This is a genomic window from Streptomyces sp. NPDC058796 (genome assembly GCF_042745235.1).
Taxonomy (GTDB): domain Bacteria; phylum Actinomycetota; class Actinomycetes; order Streptomycetales; family Streptomycetaceae; genus Streptomyces.
Genome location: NZ_JBHYOP010000012.1, coordinates 119350 through 136817 on the forward strand (window position 1 = coordinate 119350; position 17468 = coordinate 136817).

Annotated in this window: 11 protein-coding genes; 9 read left to right on the forward strand and 2 right to left on the reverse strand. The window is 71.9% G+C overall.

The window, feature by feature from the left end:
• The first annotated feature begins 163 nt into the window (after positions 1-163).
• The 4 genes from ACFW47_RS28130 (at position 164) to ACFW47_RS28145 (ending at position 6500) form a co-directional block, all read left to right on the forward strand.
• Positions 164-445 carry an acylphosphatase gene (locus ACFW47_RS28130; protein ID WP_073731596.1) on the forward strand — a complete coding sequence of 94 codons (282 nt, stop codon included), beginning with the start codon at positions 164-166 and terminating at the stop codon, positions 443-445.
• A gap of 380 nt (positions 446-825) precedes the next feature.
• Entirely contained in the window at positions 826-1038 is a 213-nt protein-coding gene (locus ACFW47_RS28135) for a hypothetical protein (protein ID WP_003973418.1), read from the forward strand.
• Positions 1039-1310: 272 nt separating this feature from the next.
• Positions 1311-4865 (forward strand): chromosome segregation protein SMC, encoded by a 3555-nt coding sequence (gene smc, locus ACFW47_RS28140; protein ID WP_386307493.1) that lies wholly within the window; start codon positions 1311-1313, stop codon positions 4863-4865.
• 216 nt (positions 4866-5081) lie between these two features.
• Complete coding sequence (locus ACFW47_RS28145; protein ID WP_386284837.1) at positions 5082-6500, forward strand: sugar porter family MFS transporter; 1419 nt, start codon at positions 5082-5084, stop codon at positions 6498-6500.
• 702 nt (positions 6501-7202) lie between these two features.
• Here the strand turns inward: ACFW47_RS28145 and ACFW47_RS28150 are convergent.
• The gene (locus ACFW47_RS28150; RefSeq protein ID WP_386284839.1) at positions 7203-8657 is read right to left on the reverse strand and encodes a cytosine permease; all 1455 of its coding nucleotides are present in this window, start codon (positions 8655-8657) and stop codon (positions 7203-7205) included.
• A 176-nt stretch (positions 8658-8833) separates the two neighbouring features.
• Between ACFW47_RS28150 and ftsY the strand changes: the two genes are divergently transcribed.
• Positions 8834-10042 carry a signal recognition particle-docking protein FtsY gene (gene ftsY / locus ACFW47_RS28155; protein ID WP_386284841.1) on the forward strand — a complete coding sequence of 403 codons (1209 nt, stop codon included), beginning with the start codon at positions 8834-8836 and terminating at the stop codon, positions 10040-10042.
• A 224-nt stretch (positions 10043-10266) separates the two neighbouring features.
• Here the strand turns inward: ftsY and ACFW47_RS28160 are convergent, their stop codons facing one another.
• Positions 10267-10938, reverse strand: coding sequence for a bifunctional DNA primase/polymerase (locus tag ACFW47_RS28160; protein ID WP_386284843.1), 672 nt, complete (start codon positions 10936-10938; stop codon positions 10267-10269).
• A 444-nt stretch (positions 10939-11382) separates the two neighbouring features.
• Between ACFW47_RS28160 and ACFW47_RS28165 the strand changes: the two genes are divergently transcribed.
• The 4 genes from ACFW47_RS28165 (at position 11383) to ACFW47_RS28180 (ending at position 17395) form a co-directional block, all read left to right on the forward strand.
• On the forward strand, positions 11383-12876 hold the full coding sequence (locus ACFW47_RS28165; RefSeq protein ID WP_386284845.1) for a hypothetical protein: 1494 nt from the start codon (positions 11383-11385) through the stop codon (positions 12874-12876).
• Between the two features lie 312 nt (positions 12877-13188).
• On the forward strand, positions 13189-14568 hold the full coding sequence (locus ACFW47_RS28170) for an ammonium transporter (protein ID WP_386307494.1): 1380 nt from the start codon (positions 13189-13191) through the stop codon (positions 14566-14568).
• Entirely contained in the window at positions 14565-14903 is a 339-nt protein-coding gene (locus tag ACFW47_RS28175) for a P-II family nitrogen regulator (RefSeq protein WP_006346309.1), read from the forward strand. Before ACFW47_RS28170 ends, ACFW47_RS28175 begins: the two co-directional genes overlap by 4 nt.
• A 29-nt stretch (positions 14904-14932) precedes the next feature.
• Positions 14933-17395, forward strand: a complete 2463-nt coding sequence (locus tag ACFW47_RS28180) for a [protein-PII] uridylyltransferase (protein WP_386284850.1) — start codon at positions 14933-14935, stop codon at positions 17393-17395.
• The last annotated feature ends 73 nt before the right edge of the window (positions 17396-17468 follow it).

The following is a 17468-nucleotide window of genomic DNA, read 5'->3' on the forward strand; positions in this document are numbered from 1 at the left end:
TTCCTGACGCGGGACGTGTCCTCGCGGTCGACGTGCCCTCACGATCAACACGGAACTCACACGTTCGAGTGAGTTTCAAGTGAGATTCATTGGGTGGGGACGGTACCGCATGGCGCAAGGGGGTGAAGTGTCCGGCGAGACATTGACTGGTTAGCTTGCACCCATGAGCGAGGATGTACGGCTGGTCGCGTGGGTGCGCGGACAGGTTCAGGGTGTGGGTTTCCGCTGGTTCACGCGGGCCAGAGCGCTGGAACTCGGCGGGATGAGTGGTTTTGCTCTCAATTTGGCCGACGGGCGGGTCCAGGTCGTCGCGGAGGGCCCGCGCGAGCGCTGTGAGGGGCTGCTCGAATGGCTGCACGGTGACGACACGCCCGGACGCGTGGACGGCGTGACCGAGATCTGGGACACACCCAGGGGCGGTTACGAGGGCTTCGCGATCCGCTGACCCGGCGCCGAGCCGGAGGCTTCCGGCACCCGGCGAAGTGCTCCCGGAAGAGCCTTCCGAAGCGGAAACGGGCAGGTGGTTGCCAAGAACGGCGTCCTCGTGGCAGGCTCCCCACGCAGGATGATCGCCACGCCCCCAGGGGCCCGCAGGAGTCGCCGCGTCGCCGTTTCCCGGCCGCGTGCCCCCGGGCGTCCGCCGATACGGGGCGTGATCGTGTTGACCGTCAAACTTTTTGGTGAGACGCTGAAAGCCCCGCGCACCTTAGCTGTTTGGCATGGTTGAACGGCAGAAAAAACTCCAAAGTGCCAAGCACCGCGGGTGCGATCCCTACACGACCCACACCGCATCGGTCGGTCACTCATTGTGGAGGACCATCCATCATGGCAAAGGCGCTTCTCGGTTACGTCGGCGGCTCCGACCCGCGACTCCTCGCCGAGATGCGACGGCTCCAGCAGCGCGTCCAGGACCTGGAATCCGAGCTCGGACGGATCCAGGCGGAGAACGACGCGCTGGCGGCTGCCGCTTCTCACGACAGGATCATGGAGAGCATGGAGAGCGTTGACGCACACCAGGCGGAGCCTGCGCTCACCTGATCACTGCTGATCACTGCATCGCTCCACTACGACACGGCAGTGGTCGGGCCCGCCCGTACCACCGCAGGTGTCAGAGTCTGCAAGGGACGCTTCGGCGTCCCTTCTTTCTTGCCCCCGTCCCGGCGCCCGTGCCGTCCGGCCCCCGCCGTTCCTGCCCCGCGCATCCTTTCACCCTCTTCAACGTCTGATGTGCCCTGCACGTTCACCCGTGAAACCGCGGTGGTTCACCGGTTCATGGAGTGAGACACCCGCGAAAGGTAGAGTCCGACGGCGTGCACCTGAAGGCCCTGACCCTGCGCGGGTTCAAGTCGTTCGCGTCGGCGACCACGCTCCGGTTCGAGCCCGGCATCACCTGCGTGGTCGGACCGAACGGCTCGGGCAAGTCCAACGTCGTGGACGCGCTCAGCTGGGTCATGGGCGAACAGGGGGCCAAGTCGCTGCGCGGCGGCAAGATGGAGGACGTCATCTTCGCCGGCACCACCGGCCGCCCGCCGCTCGGCCGGGCGGAGGTGTCGCTGACCATCGACAACTCCGACGGGGCCCTGCCCATCGAGTACGCCGAGGTCACCATCACGCGGATCATGTTCCGCAACGGCGGCAGCGAGTACCAGATCAACGGCGACACCTGCCGTCTCCTCGACATCCAGGAACTGCTCTCCGACTCCGGCATCGGCCGCGAGATGCACGTCATCGTCGGCCAGGGCCAGCTGGACTCCGTCCTGCACGCCGACCCGATGGGCCGCCGCGCCTTCATCGAAGAGGCCGCCGGTGTCCTCAAGCACCGCAAGCGCAAAGAGAAGGCGCTCCGGAAGCTCGACGCCATGCAGGCCAACCTCGCCCGCGTGCAGGACCTGACGGACGAGCTGCGCCGCCAGCTCAAACCCCTCGGCCGGCAGGCCGCCGTCGCCCGCCGGGCCGCCGTCATCCAGGCCGACCTGAGGGACGCGCGGCTCCGCCTCCTCGCCGACGACCTCGTACGGCTGCGCGAGGCGCTGCAGGCCGAGATCGCCGACGAGGCCGCGCTCAAGGAACGCAAGGAGGCCGCCGAGCGGGAGCTGGGCAAGGCGCTTCGCCGCGAGGCCGACCTGGAGGACGAGGTCCGCCGCCTCACCCCGCGCCTCCAGCGAGCCCAGCAGACCTGGTACGAGCTGTCCCAGCTCGCCGAGCGGGTGCGCGGCACGATCTCCCTGGCCGACGCCCGTGTGAAGAGCGCCACCTCCGCGCCCCCCGAGGAGCGCCGCGGCCGGGACCCGGAGGAACTGGAGCGCGAGGCCGCCCGCGTCCGCGAGCAGGAGGCCGAACTCGAAGCGGCCCTGGAGGCGGCCGAACGCGCCCTGGAGGACACCGTCGCCCACCGCGCCGACCTCGAACGCGAACTCGCCCTGGAGGAGCGCCGCCTCAAGGACGCCGCCCGCGCCATCGCCGACCGCCGTGAGGGACTGGCCCGGCTCAGCGGCCAGGTCGGTGCCGCCCGTTCCCGCGCCGCCTCAGCCCAGGCCGAGATCGAGCGGCTGGCCGAGGCCCGCGACGAGTCCCGGGAACGGGCCGCCGCCGCCCAGGAGGAGTACGAGGCGCTTCGGGCGGAGGTCGACGGACTCGACGCCGACGACCAGGAACTCGCCGAGCGGCACGAGAGCGCCAAGCACCGGCTCGCCGAGGCGGAGGCCGCCCTGAGCGCCGCCCGCGAGGCGGCCACCGCGGCGGAGCGCGAACGAGCGGCGACGCAGGCCCGCCACGAGGCCCTGGCCCTCGGGCTGCGCCGCAAGGACGGCACCGGCGCGGTGCTCGCGGCCAAGGACCGGCTCGCCGGACTGCTCGGCCCGGCCGCCGGACTCCTCACCGTGACGCCCGGTCACGAGGCCGCCCTGGCCACCGCCTTCGGCGCCGCCGCCGACGCCCTCGCCGTCACCTCCCCGGCGGCCGCCGCCGACGCCATCCGCCTGCTGCGGAAGCAGGACGCCGGCCGGGCCGCCCTGCTGCTCGCCGGCGTCTCCGACGACGTACCCGACCAGCGCCGGGGCGACGGACCGCCGTACGCCGCCGACCTGGTCCGGGGACCCGACGACCTGATGCCCGCCGTGCGGCGGCTGCTGCGCGGGATCGTCGTCGTCGGCACCCTGGAGGACGCCGAGGACCTCGTCTACGCCCACCCGGAGCTGACCGCCGTCACCGCCGAGGGCGACCTGCTGGGCGCCCACTTCGCGCAGGGCGGCTCCGCCGGGGCGCCCAGCCTGCTGGAGGTGCAGGCCTCCGTGGACCAGGCCGCGGCCGAGCTGGCCGAGCTGGGCGTGCGGTGCGAGGAGCTGGCCGGGGCGCAGGAGGCGGCCGTCGAACGGCGCCGGGAGTGCGCCGCGCTCGTCGAGGAGCTGGGGGAGCGGCGCCGGGCCGCCGACCGGGAGAAGTCGGCCGTCGCCCAGCAGCTCGGGCGGCTCGCGGGCCAGGCGCGGGGCGCCGCAGGAGAGGCGGAACGGTCCGCCGCCGCGGCGGACCGCGCCCAGGAGGCCCTGGACAAGGCGCTCATGGAGGTCGAGGAGCTGGCCGAGCGGCTGGCGGTCGCCGAGGAGATGCCGGTCGAGGAAGAGCCGGACACCTCCGTGCGCGACCGGCTCGCCGCAGACGGTGCCAACGCCCGCCAGACGGAGATGGAGGCCCGGCTCCAGGCCCGTACCCACGAGGAGCGGGTCAAGGGCCTCGCCGGACGCGCCGACTCCCTGGACCGCGCGGCCCGCGCCGAACGTGAGGCACGCGCGCGTGCCGAACAGCGCAGGGCCAGGCTCCGCCACGAGGCCGCCGTCGCCGAGGCGGTCGCCACCGGCGCCCGGCAGCTGCTCGCGCACGTCGAGGTCTCCCTGACCCGCGCCGACGAGGAGCGCACCGCCGCCGAGGCCGCCAAGGCCCGGCGCGAACAAGAGCTGGCCGCCGCGCGCACCGCCGGGCGCGACCTCAAGGCGGAGCTCGACAAGTTGACGGATTCAGTCCACCGGGGCGAGGTACTCGGCGCCGAGAAGCGGCTGCGCATCGAGCAGCTGGAGACCAAGGCGCTGGAGGAACTGGGTGTGGAACCGGAGGGGCTCGCGGCCGAGTACGGCCCCCATCAAGAGGTGCCGCCCTCGCCCCCCGCCGAGGGCGAAGAGCTCCCCGCCGACCCGGAGCACCCGCGAAACCGCCCCCGGCCCTTCGTCCGCGCCGAGCAGGAGAAGCGTCTGAAGGCCGCCGAGCGCGCCTACCAGCAGCTCGGCAAGGTGAATCCGCTGGCGCTGGAGGAGTTCGCGGCGCTGGAGGAACGGCACCAGTTCCTCAGTGAGCAGCTGGAGGACCTGAAGAAGACCCGTGCCGACCTGCTCCAGGTCGTCAAGGAGGTCGACGAGCGCGTCGAGCAGGTCTTCACCGAGGCCTTCCGGGACACTGCCCGGGAGTTCGAGGGCGTCTTCGGCCGGCTGTTCCCGGGCGGTGAGGGGCGGCTGATCCTGACCGACCCGGACAACATGCTCACCACGGGGGTGGACGTCGAGGCCCGGCCACCCGGCAAGAAGGTCAAGCGGTTGTCGCTGCTGTCGGGCGGGGAGCGGTCGCTGACCGCGGTGGCGATGCTCGTGTCGATCTTCAAGGCGCGGCCCAGCCCGTTCTACGTCATGGACGAGGTCGAGGCGGCGCTCGACGACACCAACCTCCAGCGGCTGATCCGGATCATGCAGGAGCTGCAGGAGGCCTCGCAGCTGATCGTGATCACGCACCAGAAGCGCACGATGGAGGTCGCCGACGCGCTCTACGGCGTGTCCATGCAGGGCGACGGTGTGTCGAAGGTCATCAGCCAGCGACTGCGCTAGTCGACTGGGCTTCACAGCAGCTACATAGCTTCAACTCTTGAATGAGTAGACCTGCAAGGCATCTCCAAACTCACACCTCTCGACCTATTGACTTCGAAACTTGAAGGCATAGTCTCTGCAACGTTGCTTTTACCTTCAGGTCCCTTCAGCTCTCTTCTGGCGGTATCTCGAAGGCGAACCACCCCGGCAGCGTTGCCGGTAGCCCGAGGAGTACACGTGGCCAGCACATCGCAGGCATCCACATCAGGAGCCAGGACGGCTCACCCCGATCATCTCGGGCACGTCATCTTCATCGCGGCGGCGGCCGCGATGGGCGGTTTCCTCTTCGGCTACGACAGTTCCGTGATCAACGGTGCGGTCGAGGCCATCCGGGACCGCTACGACGTCGGTTCCGCGGTGCTGGCCCAGGTCATCGCGATCGCCCTGATCGGCTGTGCCATCGGCGCGGCGACCGCGGGCCGCATCGCCGACCGCATCGGCCGCATCCGCTGCATGCAGATCGCGGCGGTCCTCTTCACCGTCAGCGCCGTCGGCTCCGCGCTGCCCTTCGCGCTGTGGGACCTCGCCATGTGGCGCGTCATCGGTGGCTTCGCCATCGGCATGGCCTCCGTGATCGGCCCCGCCTACATCGCCGAGGTCTCCCCGCCCGCCTACCGGGGCCGGCTCGGCTCCTTCCAGCAGGCCGCGATCGTCATCGGCATCGCCGTGTCGCAGCTCGTGAACTGGGGGATCCTCAACGCCGCCGGCGGTGACCAGCGCGGTGAGCTGATGGGCCTGGAGGCCTGGCAGGTCATGCTGGGCATCATGGTGATCCCGGCGGTCCTGTACGGCCTGCTCTCCTTCGCCATCCCGGAGTCCCCGCGCTTCCTGGTCTCCGTCGGCAAGCACGAGCGTGCCAAGAAGATCCTCGAAGAGGTCGAGGGCAAGGACGTCGACTTCGACGCCCGCATCGCCGAGATCGAGCACGCCATGCACCGCGAGGAGAAGTCCTCCTTCAAGGACCTGCTCGGCGGCAGCTTCCTCTTCAAGAAGATCGTCTGGATCGGTATCGGCCTGTCGGTCTTCCAGCAGTTCGTCGGTATCAACGTCGCCTTCTACTACTCCGCGACGCTGTGGCAGTCGGTCGGCGTCGACCCGACGCAGTCCTTCTTCTACTCGTTCACGACGTCGATCATCAACATCGTCGGCACCGTGATCGCGATGATCTTCGTGGACCGCATCGGCCGCAAGCCGCTCGCCCTGATCGGTTCGGTCGGCATGGTCATCGGCCTGGCACTGGAGGCCTGGGCCTTCTCCTTCGACCTGGTCGACGGCAAGCTCCCGGCCACGCAGGGCTGGGTCGCCCTGATCGCCGCCCACCTGTTCGTACTGTTCTTCGCCCTGTCCTGGGGCGTGGTCGTCTGGGTCTTCCTCGGCGAGATGTTCCCGAACCGGCTGCGTGCCGCCGCCCTGGGCGTGGCCGCCGCCGCGCAGTGGATCGCCAACTGGGCCATCACCGCGAGCTTCCCGTCGCTGGCCGAGTGGAACCTGTCCGGCACGTACGTGATCTACACGATCTTCGCCGCGCTCTCCATCCCCTTCGTTCTGAAGTTCGTCAAGGAGACGAAGGGCAAGGCCCTGGAGGAGATGGGCTGACCGCCCCGCCCCCGCACTCGGGGAGAAGGGCCAAGTCCCCGCTGCCCCTCTCCCCGTACCGTCCGCCGCCCCGCCCGGTCACCTACCGGGCGGGGCGGCGCCGTGCGCGCGGCAAGCCGCCAGCGCCCGCCGACCGACATGGCCACCTTGTCCCGGCGCCGTCGCGCAGCTGCCCGCGAGTGGGCACCACTCACCCGCGAGCGGTGCCGGCCGCGGTGGCACGCGGGCGTCTCGGGGCACTCCGCAGTCGAGCTGGTCGCGCCTGCCCGAGCACCCACCGCACGGTCGAGCCCTTCGACGCGCGCCCCACCCGCGTCCAAGGGTCCGGCAACCCGGGCGCCGAAGCCCTCGGCAGGCACGCGGAGACCGCGACCTCGGGGTGGCCCGAGGTATCCGCGTAGGACGGCCGACACCACTCCCGTCCCGCCACCGGGGGCAGCGCTCGGCGGCCCTGGGCACCCGCCCCCCGTACTAAGGAGCCGCCACCCCTGAGCCGTGGGTACCCATCGCGGCTCAGGGGGTCGCCTCGCCGCCGTACAGGCCGGCGGGCGCCCGTCGTCGCTGGGCGCCGCCCGCTCCGTGGCGGGAGGCCGTGGGCGCGCCGCGCGTCCCCGCCAGGGGTGTGCGCGCCGAGTACAAAGCGAACGTCCCCCCTCGCCGTAGGACGAGAGGGGACGGTGCACCGGACCGAACGCGGTCGGCTCAGACGGCCGCGTGCTCCTGCTCCGCCACCCGCTCGGCCGGCGTCGTCGCCGGCGCGACCAGCGTCGGCTTCGGCAGTACCGCGTACAGCAGGCCGGAGACCACGACCGTCGCCACCCAGCCCAGTCCGTACTCGCCGACGAAGTTGTTCGTGGCCAGCGGGCCGGTGAACCAGTCGGAGGTGGTGAACAGCAGGCCCGCGACCAGACCCACCGCCCAGGCGGCGACGGCGGCGGGGGAGAAGCCGCCCCGGTACCAGTACGCGCTGGTGCGCGTGGTGTCCGCCATCGCCTCGCCGTCGTACTCCCGCCCGCGTAGCATGTCCGCGCCGAAGACGCCGACCCACGCCGAGAAGGCGACCGCGAGCAGCGACAGGAAGGCGATGAAGGAACCCATGAAGCTGGTCGCCACCAGCATCAGCACGCCGCCGAAGATCAGCGAGATGACCGCGTTGACCGACACCGCCCAGTGACGCGGGATCTTGAAGCCCAGGGTCTGCGCGGTGAAACCGGCCGAGTACATGGACATCGAGTTGATCAGCAGCATGCCGATCAGGGCGATCAGCAGGTACGGCACGGCGATCCAGGTGGGCAGGATCTCACCGAGGAAGGACACCGGGTCGGCGGCCGAGGCCAGGTCCGGCGTGGACACGGCCATGATCATGCCCATCAGGACCATGGGCAGTACGACGATGCCGGCCCCGCCGACCGTGACGCCCACGATGCCCTTCGAGGAGGCCGTGCGCGGCAGGTACCGGGTGAAGTCCGGGGCGGACGGGATCCAGCTGACGCCGCCGGCCGCGATCAGGCCGACACCCGTGATCATCGCGGCCACCGAACCGGCGGACCGGTCGAAGACCGCGGACCAGTCGGTGTCGACGACCAGGTAGCCCAGCACCAGCACCGAGAAGGCGCCGAAGAGGTACGTCGCGTACTTGTTGCACTTCTGCACGGCGTTGATGCCCAGCCCGGAGATCGCGAACGTCGCCACCACGAAGGCGAGCAGCGTCACCATGTCCAGCGCGCTGTTGGCCTTGATGCCGAACACGATGTCCAGCACGGTGAGCACGGCATACGCGCCGGTCACCGCGTTGATCGTCTCCCAGCCCCAACGGGCGATCCAGATCAGCGAACCGGGCAGCAGGTTGCCCCGCTGGCCGAACACCGCGCGGGAGAGCGCCATGCCGGGCGCGCCACCGCGCTTGCCGGCGATGCCGATCAGCCCGACCAGGCCGTACGACACGACCGGGGCGGCGGCCGCGACGACCAGGGCCTGCCAGAAGTTGAGCTGGTACGCCACGACGAGGCTCGCGCCCATCGTGAGCAGCAGCACGCTGATGTTGGCGCCGACCCAGGTCGGGAAGAGCTCGCGGGTGCGGGCGGTGCGCTCGTGGTCGGGCACCTGCTCGATGCCGCGGGTTTCCAGTGCGCCTTCGGTCTCGGCGGTCTTGCTCATGTGGGGGGTCCGTGCCTCGATCGTGTGAGAAGAGGAGTCGGTCGGGACTCTACGCGCGTTGACGTGGCCTCTACCATCGTACTTTGATCCGACTCCTTCCTTCCAGTGGCCTTTGTCCTTTGTGGAAAGCCACAAACGGACGGTCCTCGGGGTCCATGGCTGATACTGGACGGGTTATGGAAATCGTCATCCTTGCTGTAGTCATCGCCGTGGTCGTGATCGGCGCGCTCGGCGGGCTGATCGTGGGCAGCCGCCGCAAGAAGCAGCTGCCTCCGCCGCCCCCGTCCACGCCCGACATCACCGCCCCTCCGACCGAGCCGCACGTCGGCGAAGAGGCCGAGACGCCGCGCGACGAACCGCGCCGGACGATAGAGGAGGTCGACCTCCCGGACGGTGGCACCGCCACCGTCGAGGAGCCGCCCGTCGTCGAAGAGCTCGAGGTCCCTCAGCTCGAGGTTCCCGAGCCCACCGCCGGCCGTCTGGTCCGGCTCCGTGCCCGCCTCTCCCGCTCGCAGAACGCCCTCGGCAAGGGCCTGCTCACCCTGCTCTCGCGGGAGCACCTCGACGACGACACCTGGGAGGAGATCGAGGACACGCTGCTCACCGCCGACGTCGGTGTGCAGCCCACGCAGGAGCTGGTCGAGCGGCTGCGCGAGCGCGTCAAGGTGCTCGGCACCCGTACCCCCGAGGAGCTGCGCGGTCTGCTGCGCGAGGAGCTGATCAATCTGGTCGGCCCCGACATGGACCGCGAGGTCAAGACCGAGCCGCCGAACAGCAAGCCCGGCATCGTCATGGTCGTCGGGGTCAACGGCACCGGCAAGACCACCACCACCGGCAAGCTCGCCCGCGTCCTGGTCGCCGACGGCCGCAGCGTCGTCCTCGGTGCCGCCGACACCTTCCGTGCCGCCGCCGCCGACCAGCTCCAGACCTGGGGCGAGCGGGTCGGCGCCCACACCGTGCGCGGCCCGGAGGGCGGCGACCCGGCCTCCGTCGCCTTCGACGCGGTCAAGGAGGGCAAGGAGCTGGGCTCGGACGTCGTGCTCATCGACACCGCCGGCCGCCTGCACACCAAGACCGGCCTCATGGACGAGCTCGGCAAGGTCAAGCGGGTCGTGGAGAAGCACGCGCCGCTGGACGAGGTGCTGCTCGTGCTCGACGCCACCACCGGTCAGAACGGCCTGATCCAGGCCCGCGTCTTCGCCGAGGTCGTCGACATCACCGGCATCGTGCTGACCAAGCTGGACGGCACGGCCAAGGGCGGCATCGTCGTCGCGGTGCAGCGCGAGCTGGGCGTGCCGGTCAAGCTGATCGGGCTCGGTGAGGGCGCGGACGACCTGGCGCCGTTCGAGCCGACGGCCTTCGTGGATGCCCTCATCGGCGAATGACGCCGCCGCGGCACCACGAGCGGAAGCGCCCGCTCCCGGATTTCGTCCGGGGGACGGGCGCTTCGCCGTGTGCGGCAGGGGAGGCCCGTCACGGAGGTTCGCGGACGGTCGGCTCGCACCGTGTCCCGGCGGACGCTTCCGGCCTCGGCGGGCGCGGGCCGCTTCGGTGACCAGCCGCGGCCGGGGACCGGCCCGGTCGGATCAGACCCGGACCGACAGCGGCTTCAGACCCGCGATCGATGGGCGACGTACGCCAGCGTCCCCAGCAGCAGCCGGGCCGCCGGCGGCTTCGTCGCCGAGTCGAGGGCCGGTGGGCGCAGCCAGCGCACCGCGCCCAGGCCGCCGCGGTCGGAGGGCGGGGCCGTGACGTACGCACCGGGGCCCAGGCCGCGCAGGTCCAGGGCCAAGGGGTCGTCCCAGCCCATGCGGTAGAGCAGCCGGGGCAGTTCGGCGGCGGCGCCGGGGGCGACGAAGAAGTGGGCGCGGCCCTGCGGGGTCGCCGTGACCGGTCCGAGGGGCAGGCCCATGCGCTCCAGCCGGGCCAGCGCCCGCACCCCTGCCGCCTCGGCCACCTCGATCACGTCGAACCGCCGCCCGACCGGCAGCATCAGCGCGGCGCCCGGGAACTGGGCCCAGGCCTCGCTCGCCTCGTCCAGGGTGGCCCCGGCGGGCACCTGGGGCGCGAAGTCCAGCGGGTGCGCGCCCGGCGCCGGACAGTCGCGTCGCCCGCAGGAGCAGGCGCCGGCGGCGGCCCGGGCCCCCGGCACCACGTCCCAGCCCCACAGCCCGGTGAACTCGGCCACCGCGGTGCACTCCGTCGCGCGACCGCGGCGGCGCGCGCCGGACCGGATGTCGCGCATGCCCCGGGTGCCGCCGATGCCGATCGTGAAGCCCATGCCCCCTCCAACGGGTCCGACCCGACGCGGTTACGCAGCGGACGCGAAACGTGACTCTCTGCTTCCAACTCCCCAGTGTGGCGCGGTTCAGACAGCGTCCTGATGTACTCCGGGTCGCGTGCGGACCCGCGCACGCCCCGGAGTGCACCGTTGCACCGACTCCCGGTTGGCCTATGTCAAGTGAATCGCGTGCAGGCCACCGCGAGTTCATTCGAAGGGGTGGCGAATGGTGGCGATTCCGCAATCGCCATGGCTGGACGGGTGATCGTAGGATTACTTTGTGTGCATGAAGCCGTGGGGCACATGCACTCGTGGGTATGCCGGAGGCAACTCGGCTTTCCGTTCGAAGGGTGGCAACCGTCGGACGGAGGGCCCCGACCACCGGCATTCTGATAGGGCTTGGCGCACTCGGCGACAGGTGGTTCCAGGGATGGGGGCGTTCCAGTGAGCGGCAACGGCGGAAGCGGTACGAGCGCGGGAGGCGCCTCGCACGCTGACAAGCGCCCCAACGAGCTGCTCACCTCCTGGTTCGCCCGCAGCGGCTGGTCCAAGGGCGAGCTGGCCCGCCAGGTCAACCGCCGGGCCCGCCAGCTCGGAGCCAACCACATCTCCACGGACACCTCACGCGTGCGCCGCTGGCTCGACGGCGAGAATCCGCGCGAGCCGATCCCGCGCATCCTCTCCGAGCTGTTCTCCGAACGCTTCGGTGTCGTCGTCTCCGTCGAGGACCTGGGCCTGCGCACCTCCCGCCCCGCCCCCTCGGCGACCGGCGTCGACCTGCCCTGGACGGGCCCGCAGACCGTGGCCCTGCTCAGCGAGTTCTCGCGCAGCGACCTGATGCTGGCGCGGCGCGGCTTCCTCGGGAGCTCGCTGGCCCTCTCCGCGGGCCCGTCCCTCATCGAGCCCATGCAGCGCTGGCTCGTCCCCTCGCCCCCGGCCGTCGGCGCCGGGCGCGAGTCCGTATCGGGCTCACGCGCGCGCGGGCGCCTGTCCAGGCCGGAGCTGGACCTGCTGGAGTCCACCGCGGTGATGTTCCGCCGCTGGGACGCCCAGTGCGGCGGCGGCCTGCGCCGCAAGGCGGTCGTCGGACAGCTGCACGAGGTGACCGACCTCCTCCAGGAGCCGCAGGCCGAGGCCACCCGGGCCAAGCTGTTCAAGGTCGCCGCCGAACTCGCGGAGCTGGCCGGCTGGATGTCGTACGACGTCGGGCTCCAGCCCACCGCGCAGAAGTACTTCGTCCTCGCCCTGCACGCCGCCAAGGAAGCCGGCGACCGGCCGCTCGGCTCGTACATCCTCTCCAGCATGAGCCGCCAGATGATCCACCTCGGCCGGCCCGACGACGCCCTGGAGCTGATCCACCTCGCGCAGTACGGCAGCCGGGACTGCGCGAGCCCCCGCACCCAGTCGATGCTGTACGCGATGGAGGCCCGCGCCTACGCCAACATGGGCCAGCCCGGCCGCTGCAAGCGCGCGGTGCGCATGGCAGAGGACACCTTCGCCGAGGCCGACGAGTGGGACGAGCCGGACCCCGACTGGATCCGCTTCTTCTCCGAGGCCGAGCTGTACGGCGAGAACAGCCACTCCTTCCGCGACCTCGCCTACGTCGCCGGCCGCAGCCCCACCTATGCCTCGCTGGCCGAGCCGCTGATGCGCCGCGCGGTCGAGCTGTTCGCCCAGGACGAGGAACACCAGCGCTCCTACGCGCTGAACCTGATCGGCATGGCCACCGTGCACCTGCTGCGCCGCGAGCCCGAGCAGAGCACCGGACTGGCCGTCGAGGCCATGGGCATCGCCAAGAAGGTCCGCTCCGAACGCGTCAACACCCGCATCCGCAAGACCGTCGACACGGCCGTACGCGATTTCGGCGACCTCGGCGAGGTCATCGACCTGACCGAACGGCTCGCGGTCGAGTTGCCGGAGACCGCCGAAGCGGTCTGAACCCACCAGCCCCGGCCGCGGCCGGCCCTCCCGAACTGCCCGACTCGGCTCCCCCATGCCAGGTCATTCGGAGGCCCGCCGCGGCCGGCTCACGTCCCGGCCGGGACACGGCGCCACGGCAACGACCGCCCGGCCCCGCACCCCGCAGTTCACCGACGCGTAACACCCGCAGCGCCTTCGTCACGGCGGCGAAACAACGAGGGGCGTCCACCGAAACCGCGCTGCGCCAATCTCTTGGCGCATAACCGGCCCACCCCTCATACCGCTCAGGCTTCGCCCGCACGGGGCCGTACCAACGACGAGGAGACGCCGATGGCTCCAGCCATCACGCTCGCCGCAGAGACGGAGCTCTCTGCCGCCAACACGGGCTTCATGCTCATCTGCTCCGCCCTGGTGATGCTCATGACGCCGGCCCTGGCCTTCTTCTACGGAGGCATGGTCCGCGTCAAAAGCACCCTGAACATGCTGATGATGAGCTTCATCAGCCTCGGCATCGTCACCGTCCTGTGGGTGCTGTACGGCTTCTCCATGGCGTTCGGCACGGACACCGGCAGCATCGTCGGCTGGAACTCCGACTGGGTGGGCCTGAGCGACATCGGCCTGACCGAGCTGTGGGACGGCTACACCATCCCCGTCTTCGTCTTCCTGGTCTTCCAGCTGATGTTCGCCGTCCTCACGCCCGCCCTGATCAGCGGCGCGCTCGCGGACCGGGTCAAGTTCACCGCCTGGGCGCTGTTCATCACCCTGTGGGCCACGATCGTCTACTTCCCGGTCGCCCACTGGGTGTGGGGCGCCGGTGGCTGGGCCTTCGAACTGGGCGTCATCGACTTCGCCGGCGGCACGGCCGTGCACATCAACGCGGGTGCCGCCGCGCTCGGCGTGATCCTGGTCATCGGCAAGCGGGTCGGCTTCAAGAAGGACCCGATGCGCCCGCACAGCCTGCCGCTGGTCATGCTCGGCGCCGGTCTGCTGTGGTTCGGCTGGTTCGGCTTCAACGCCGGCTCCTGGCTCGGCAACGACGACGGCGTCGGCGCGCTGATGTTCGTGAACACGCAGGTCGCCACGGGCGCCGCCGTCCTCGGCTGGCTCGCCTACGAGAAGATCCGCCACGGCGCCTTCACCACGCTCGGCGCCGCCTCCGGCGCCGTCTCCGGCCTGGTCGCCATCACCCCGGCGGGCGGCGCGGTCTCCCCGCTCGGCGCCATCGCCGTCGGCGTCGTCGCCGGCGTGCTGTGCGCCATGGCCGTCGGCCTGAAGTACCGCTTCGGCTACGACGACTCCCTCGACGTCGTCGGCGTCCACCTCGTCGGCGGCATCCTCGGCTCCCTCCTCGTGGGCCTCTTCGCCACCGGCAAGGGCCAGTCCGACGTCGAGGGCCTCTTCTACGGCGGCGGCCTGGACCAGTTCTGGAAGCAGTGCGCCGGTGTCTTCGGCGTCCTCGCCTACTCCCTGGTCGTCTCCGCGATCCTCGCCCTGATCCTGCACAAGACGATCGGCATGCGGGTCCCGGAGGACGACGAGGTGGCCGGCATCGACCAGGCCGAGCACGCCGAGACCGCGTACGACTTCAGCGGCGCCGGAGGCGGTGCCGCCTGGACGACCGCCCTCCCGGCGGCCCCCGCGACAGCGGCCCGAGCCGACAGCGAGAAGGCCGACAGCAAGCAGGCCGACAGCAAGAAGGTGGACGTATGAAGCTCATCACCGCCGTGGTCAAGCCGCACCGGCTCGACGAGATCAAGGAGGCTCTCCAGGCCTTCGGGGTGCACGGACTGACCGTGACGGAGGCCAGCGGCTACGGACGGCAGCGCGGCCACACCGAGGTCTACCGCGGTGCCGAGTACACCGTCGACCTGGTGCCCAAGATCCGCATCGAGGTGCTGGCCGAGGACGACGACGCCGAACAGCTCATCGAAGTCGTCGTCAAGGCGGCCCGCACCGGCAAGATCGGTGACGGAAAGGTCTGGTCGGTCCCCGTCGACACGGCCGTACGGGTCCGGACCGGCGAGCGCGGCCCGGACGCCCTCTGAGGCGCGACGAACAGAACAGGAGCCGCCGGGTGACGAGTACGGACGTGACGAAGGAAGCAGAGGACTCCGGACCCGGCGGCTACGCGGCGGCCCGGCTGCGCCTCCTCACCGAGGGGGCGCGGTCCGGGCCGCCGCGCCGTGCCGCCCTCGCCGAACTGACGGACGGGTGGCTGGCCGGTCTCTTCGCCGCGGGGGCCGGGGGAGCGAAGGGGGTCGCGCTCGTCGCCACCGGCGGGTACGGGCGGGGCGAGCTCTCCCCGCGCAGCGACCTGGACCTGCTCCTGCTGCACGAGGGCGGTGACGACAAGGCGGTCGCCGCCCTCGCCGACCGCCTCTGGTATCCCGTCTGGGACCTCGGCCTCGCCCTCGACCACTCCGTACGCACCCCCGCGGAGGCCCGGAAGACGGCCGGTGAGGACCTCAAGGTCCACCTCGGCCTCCTGGACGCCCGCCACCTCGCCGGCGACCCGGGGCTGACCGCCGCGCTGCGCACCACCGTCCTCGCCGACTGGCGCAACCAGGCGCCCAAGCGCCTCCCCGAACTGCGTGACCTGTGCGCCGAGCGCGCCGAACGCCAGGGCGAGCTGCGGTTCCTGCTCGAACCCGATCTCAAAGAGGCACGCGGCGGCCTGCGCGACGCCACCGCCCTGCGCGCCGTCGCCGCCTCCTGGCTGGCCGACGCCCCGCGCGAGGGCCTCGCCGCCGCCCGCCGCCGCCTGCTCGACGTACGGGACGCGCTGCACCTGGCGACGGGCCGGGCCACCGACCGGCTGGCGCTGCAGGAGCAGGACCAGGTGGCCGCCGAGCTGGGGCTGCTGGACGCCGACGCGCTGCTGCGGCAGGTGTACGAGGCGGCCCGCGTCATCTCCTACGCCGGGGACGTCACCTGGCGCGAGGTGGGCCGCGTACTGCGGGCACGCTCCGTACGGCCGAGGCTGCGCGCCCTGCTGGGCGGCGGCAAACCCGTCCCCGAGCGCTCTCCGCTCGCCGAGGGCGTCGTGGAGCAGGACGGCGAGGTGGTGCTCGCCCGCACCGCGCGCCCCGAACGCGACCCCGTCCTCCCGCTGCGCGCCGCTGCCGCCGCCGCCCAGGCCGGGCTCCCGCTCTCCCTGCACGCCGTACGGCGCCTCGCGGCCACCGCGGGCCCGCTGCCCACGCCCTGGCCCGCCGAAGCGAGGGAGCAGCTGGTGACGCTGCTGGGATCAGGCGGGCCCACGGTGCAGGTGTGGGAGGCGCTGGAGGCCGAAGGGCTGATCACCCGGCTGCTGCCGGACTGGGAGCGGGTGCGCTGCCGCCCGCAGCGCAACGCCGTCCACGTGTGGACCGTCGACCGGCACCTCATCGAGACCGCCGTCCGCGCCTCCGGGTTCGCCCGCCGGGTCCACCGGCCCGACCTGCTCCTGGTCGCCGCGCTGCTGCACGACATCGGAAAGGGGTGGCCCGGGGACCACTCGGTGGCCGGGGAGACCATCGCCCGGGACGTGGCGGCCCGCATCGGCTTCGACCGCGCCGACGCGGCCGTCCTGGCCACCCTCGTACGCCACCACCTGCTGCTCGTCGAGACGGCCACCCGGCGCGACCTCGACGACCCGGCCACCGTCCGTACGGTCGCCGAGGCGGTCGGCTCGGAGGGCACCCTGGAACTGCTGCACGCCCTGACCGAGGCGGACGCGCTGGCCACCGGACCGGCAGCCTGGTCGTCCTGGCGCGGCTCTCTCGTCGCCGACCTGGTCAAACGGGTCTCGGCGGTGCTGGCCGGGGACCCGCCCGCCGAGCCCGAGGCGGGCGCGCCCACCGCGGAGCAGGAACGGCTCGCCGTCGAGGCGTTCCGCACGGGCGCGCCGGTGCTCGCGCTGCGGGCGCAGACGGAGCCGTCGGCCGACGCCGCACCGGCTGGTCCCTCGCCGGCCGCCGGCCCCGAGCCGCTCGGCGTGGAGCTGCTGATCGCCGTACCCGACCAGCCGGGCGTGCTCCCCGCGGTCGCCGGGGTCCTGGCCCTGCACCGGCTGACCGTCCGCACCGCCGAGCTGCGGTCCCTGCCGCTGCCGGACGGCGTGGACGGCTCTGTGCTGCTGCTGGACTGGCGGGTCGCCGCCGAGTACGGCTCGCTGCCGCAGGCCACCCGGCTCCGTGCCGACCTGGTCCGGGCCCTGGACGGCACCCTGGACGTCGCCGCGCGGCTCGCCGAACGCGACGCCGCCTACCCGCGTCGCCGGGGCGTGGCGCCGCCCCCGCCCCGGGTGACGGTCGCCCCGGCCGCCTCCCGGCTGGCCACGGTGATCGAGGTCCGGGCGCAGGACGCACCCGGCCTGCTGTTCCGGCTCGGGCGGGCGCTGGAGGGGGCGGGGGTGCGGGTGCGGAGTGCGCATGTCAGCACCCTGGGGGCGAACGCGGTGGATGCCTTTTATGTGACCGGGGCTGAAGGGGCGCCGTTGCTGGGGGAGGAGGCGGTGTCCGTGGCCAGGGAGCTGGAGGAGTTGCTGCGGGCGTGACCTCATGGCCGGGGCGTGCGTCAACCGGATGTGCCCCCCGCGGTGCGGGGTGGTCCGGGCCGGTTTTCCCGAG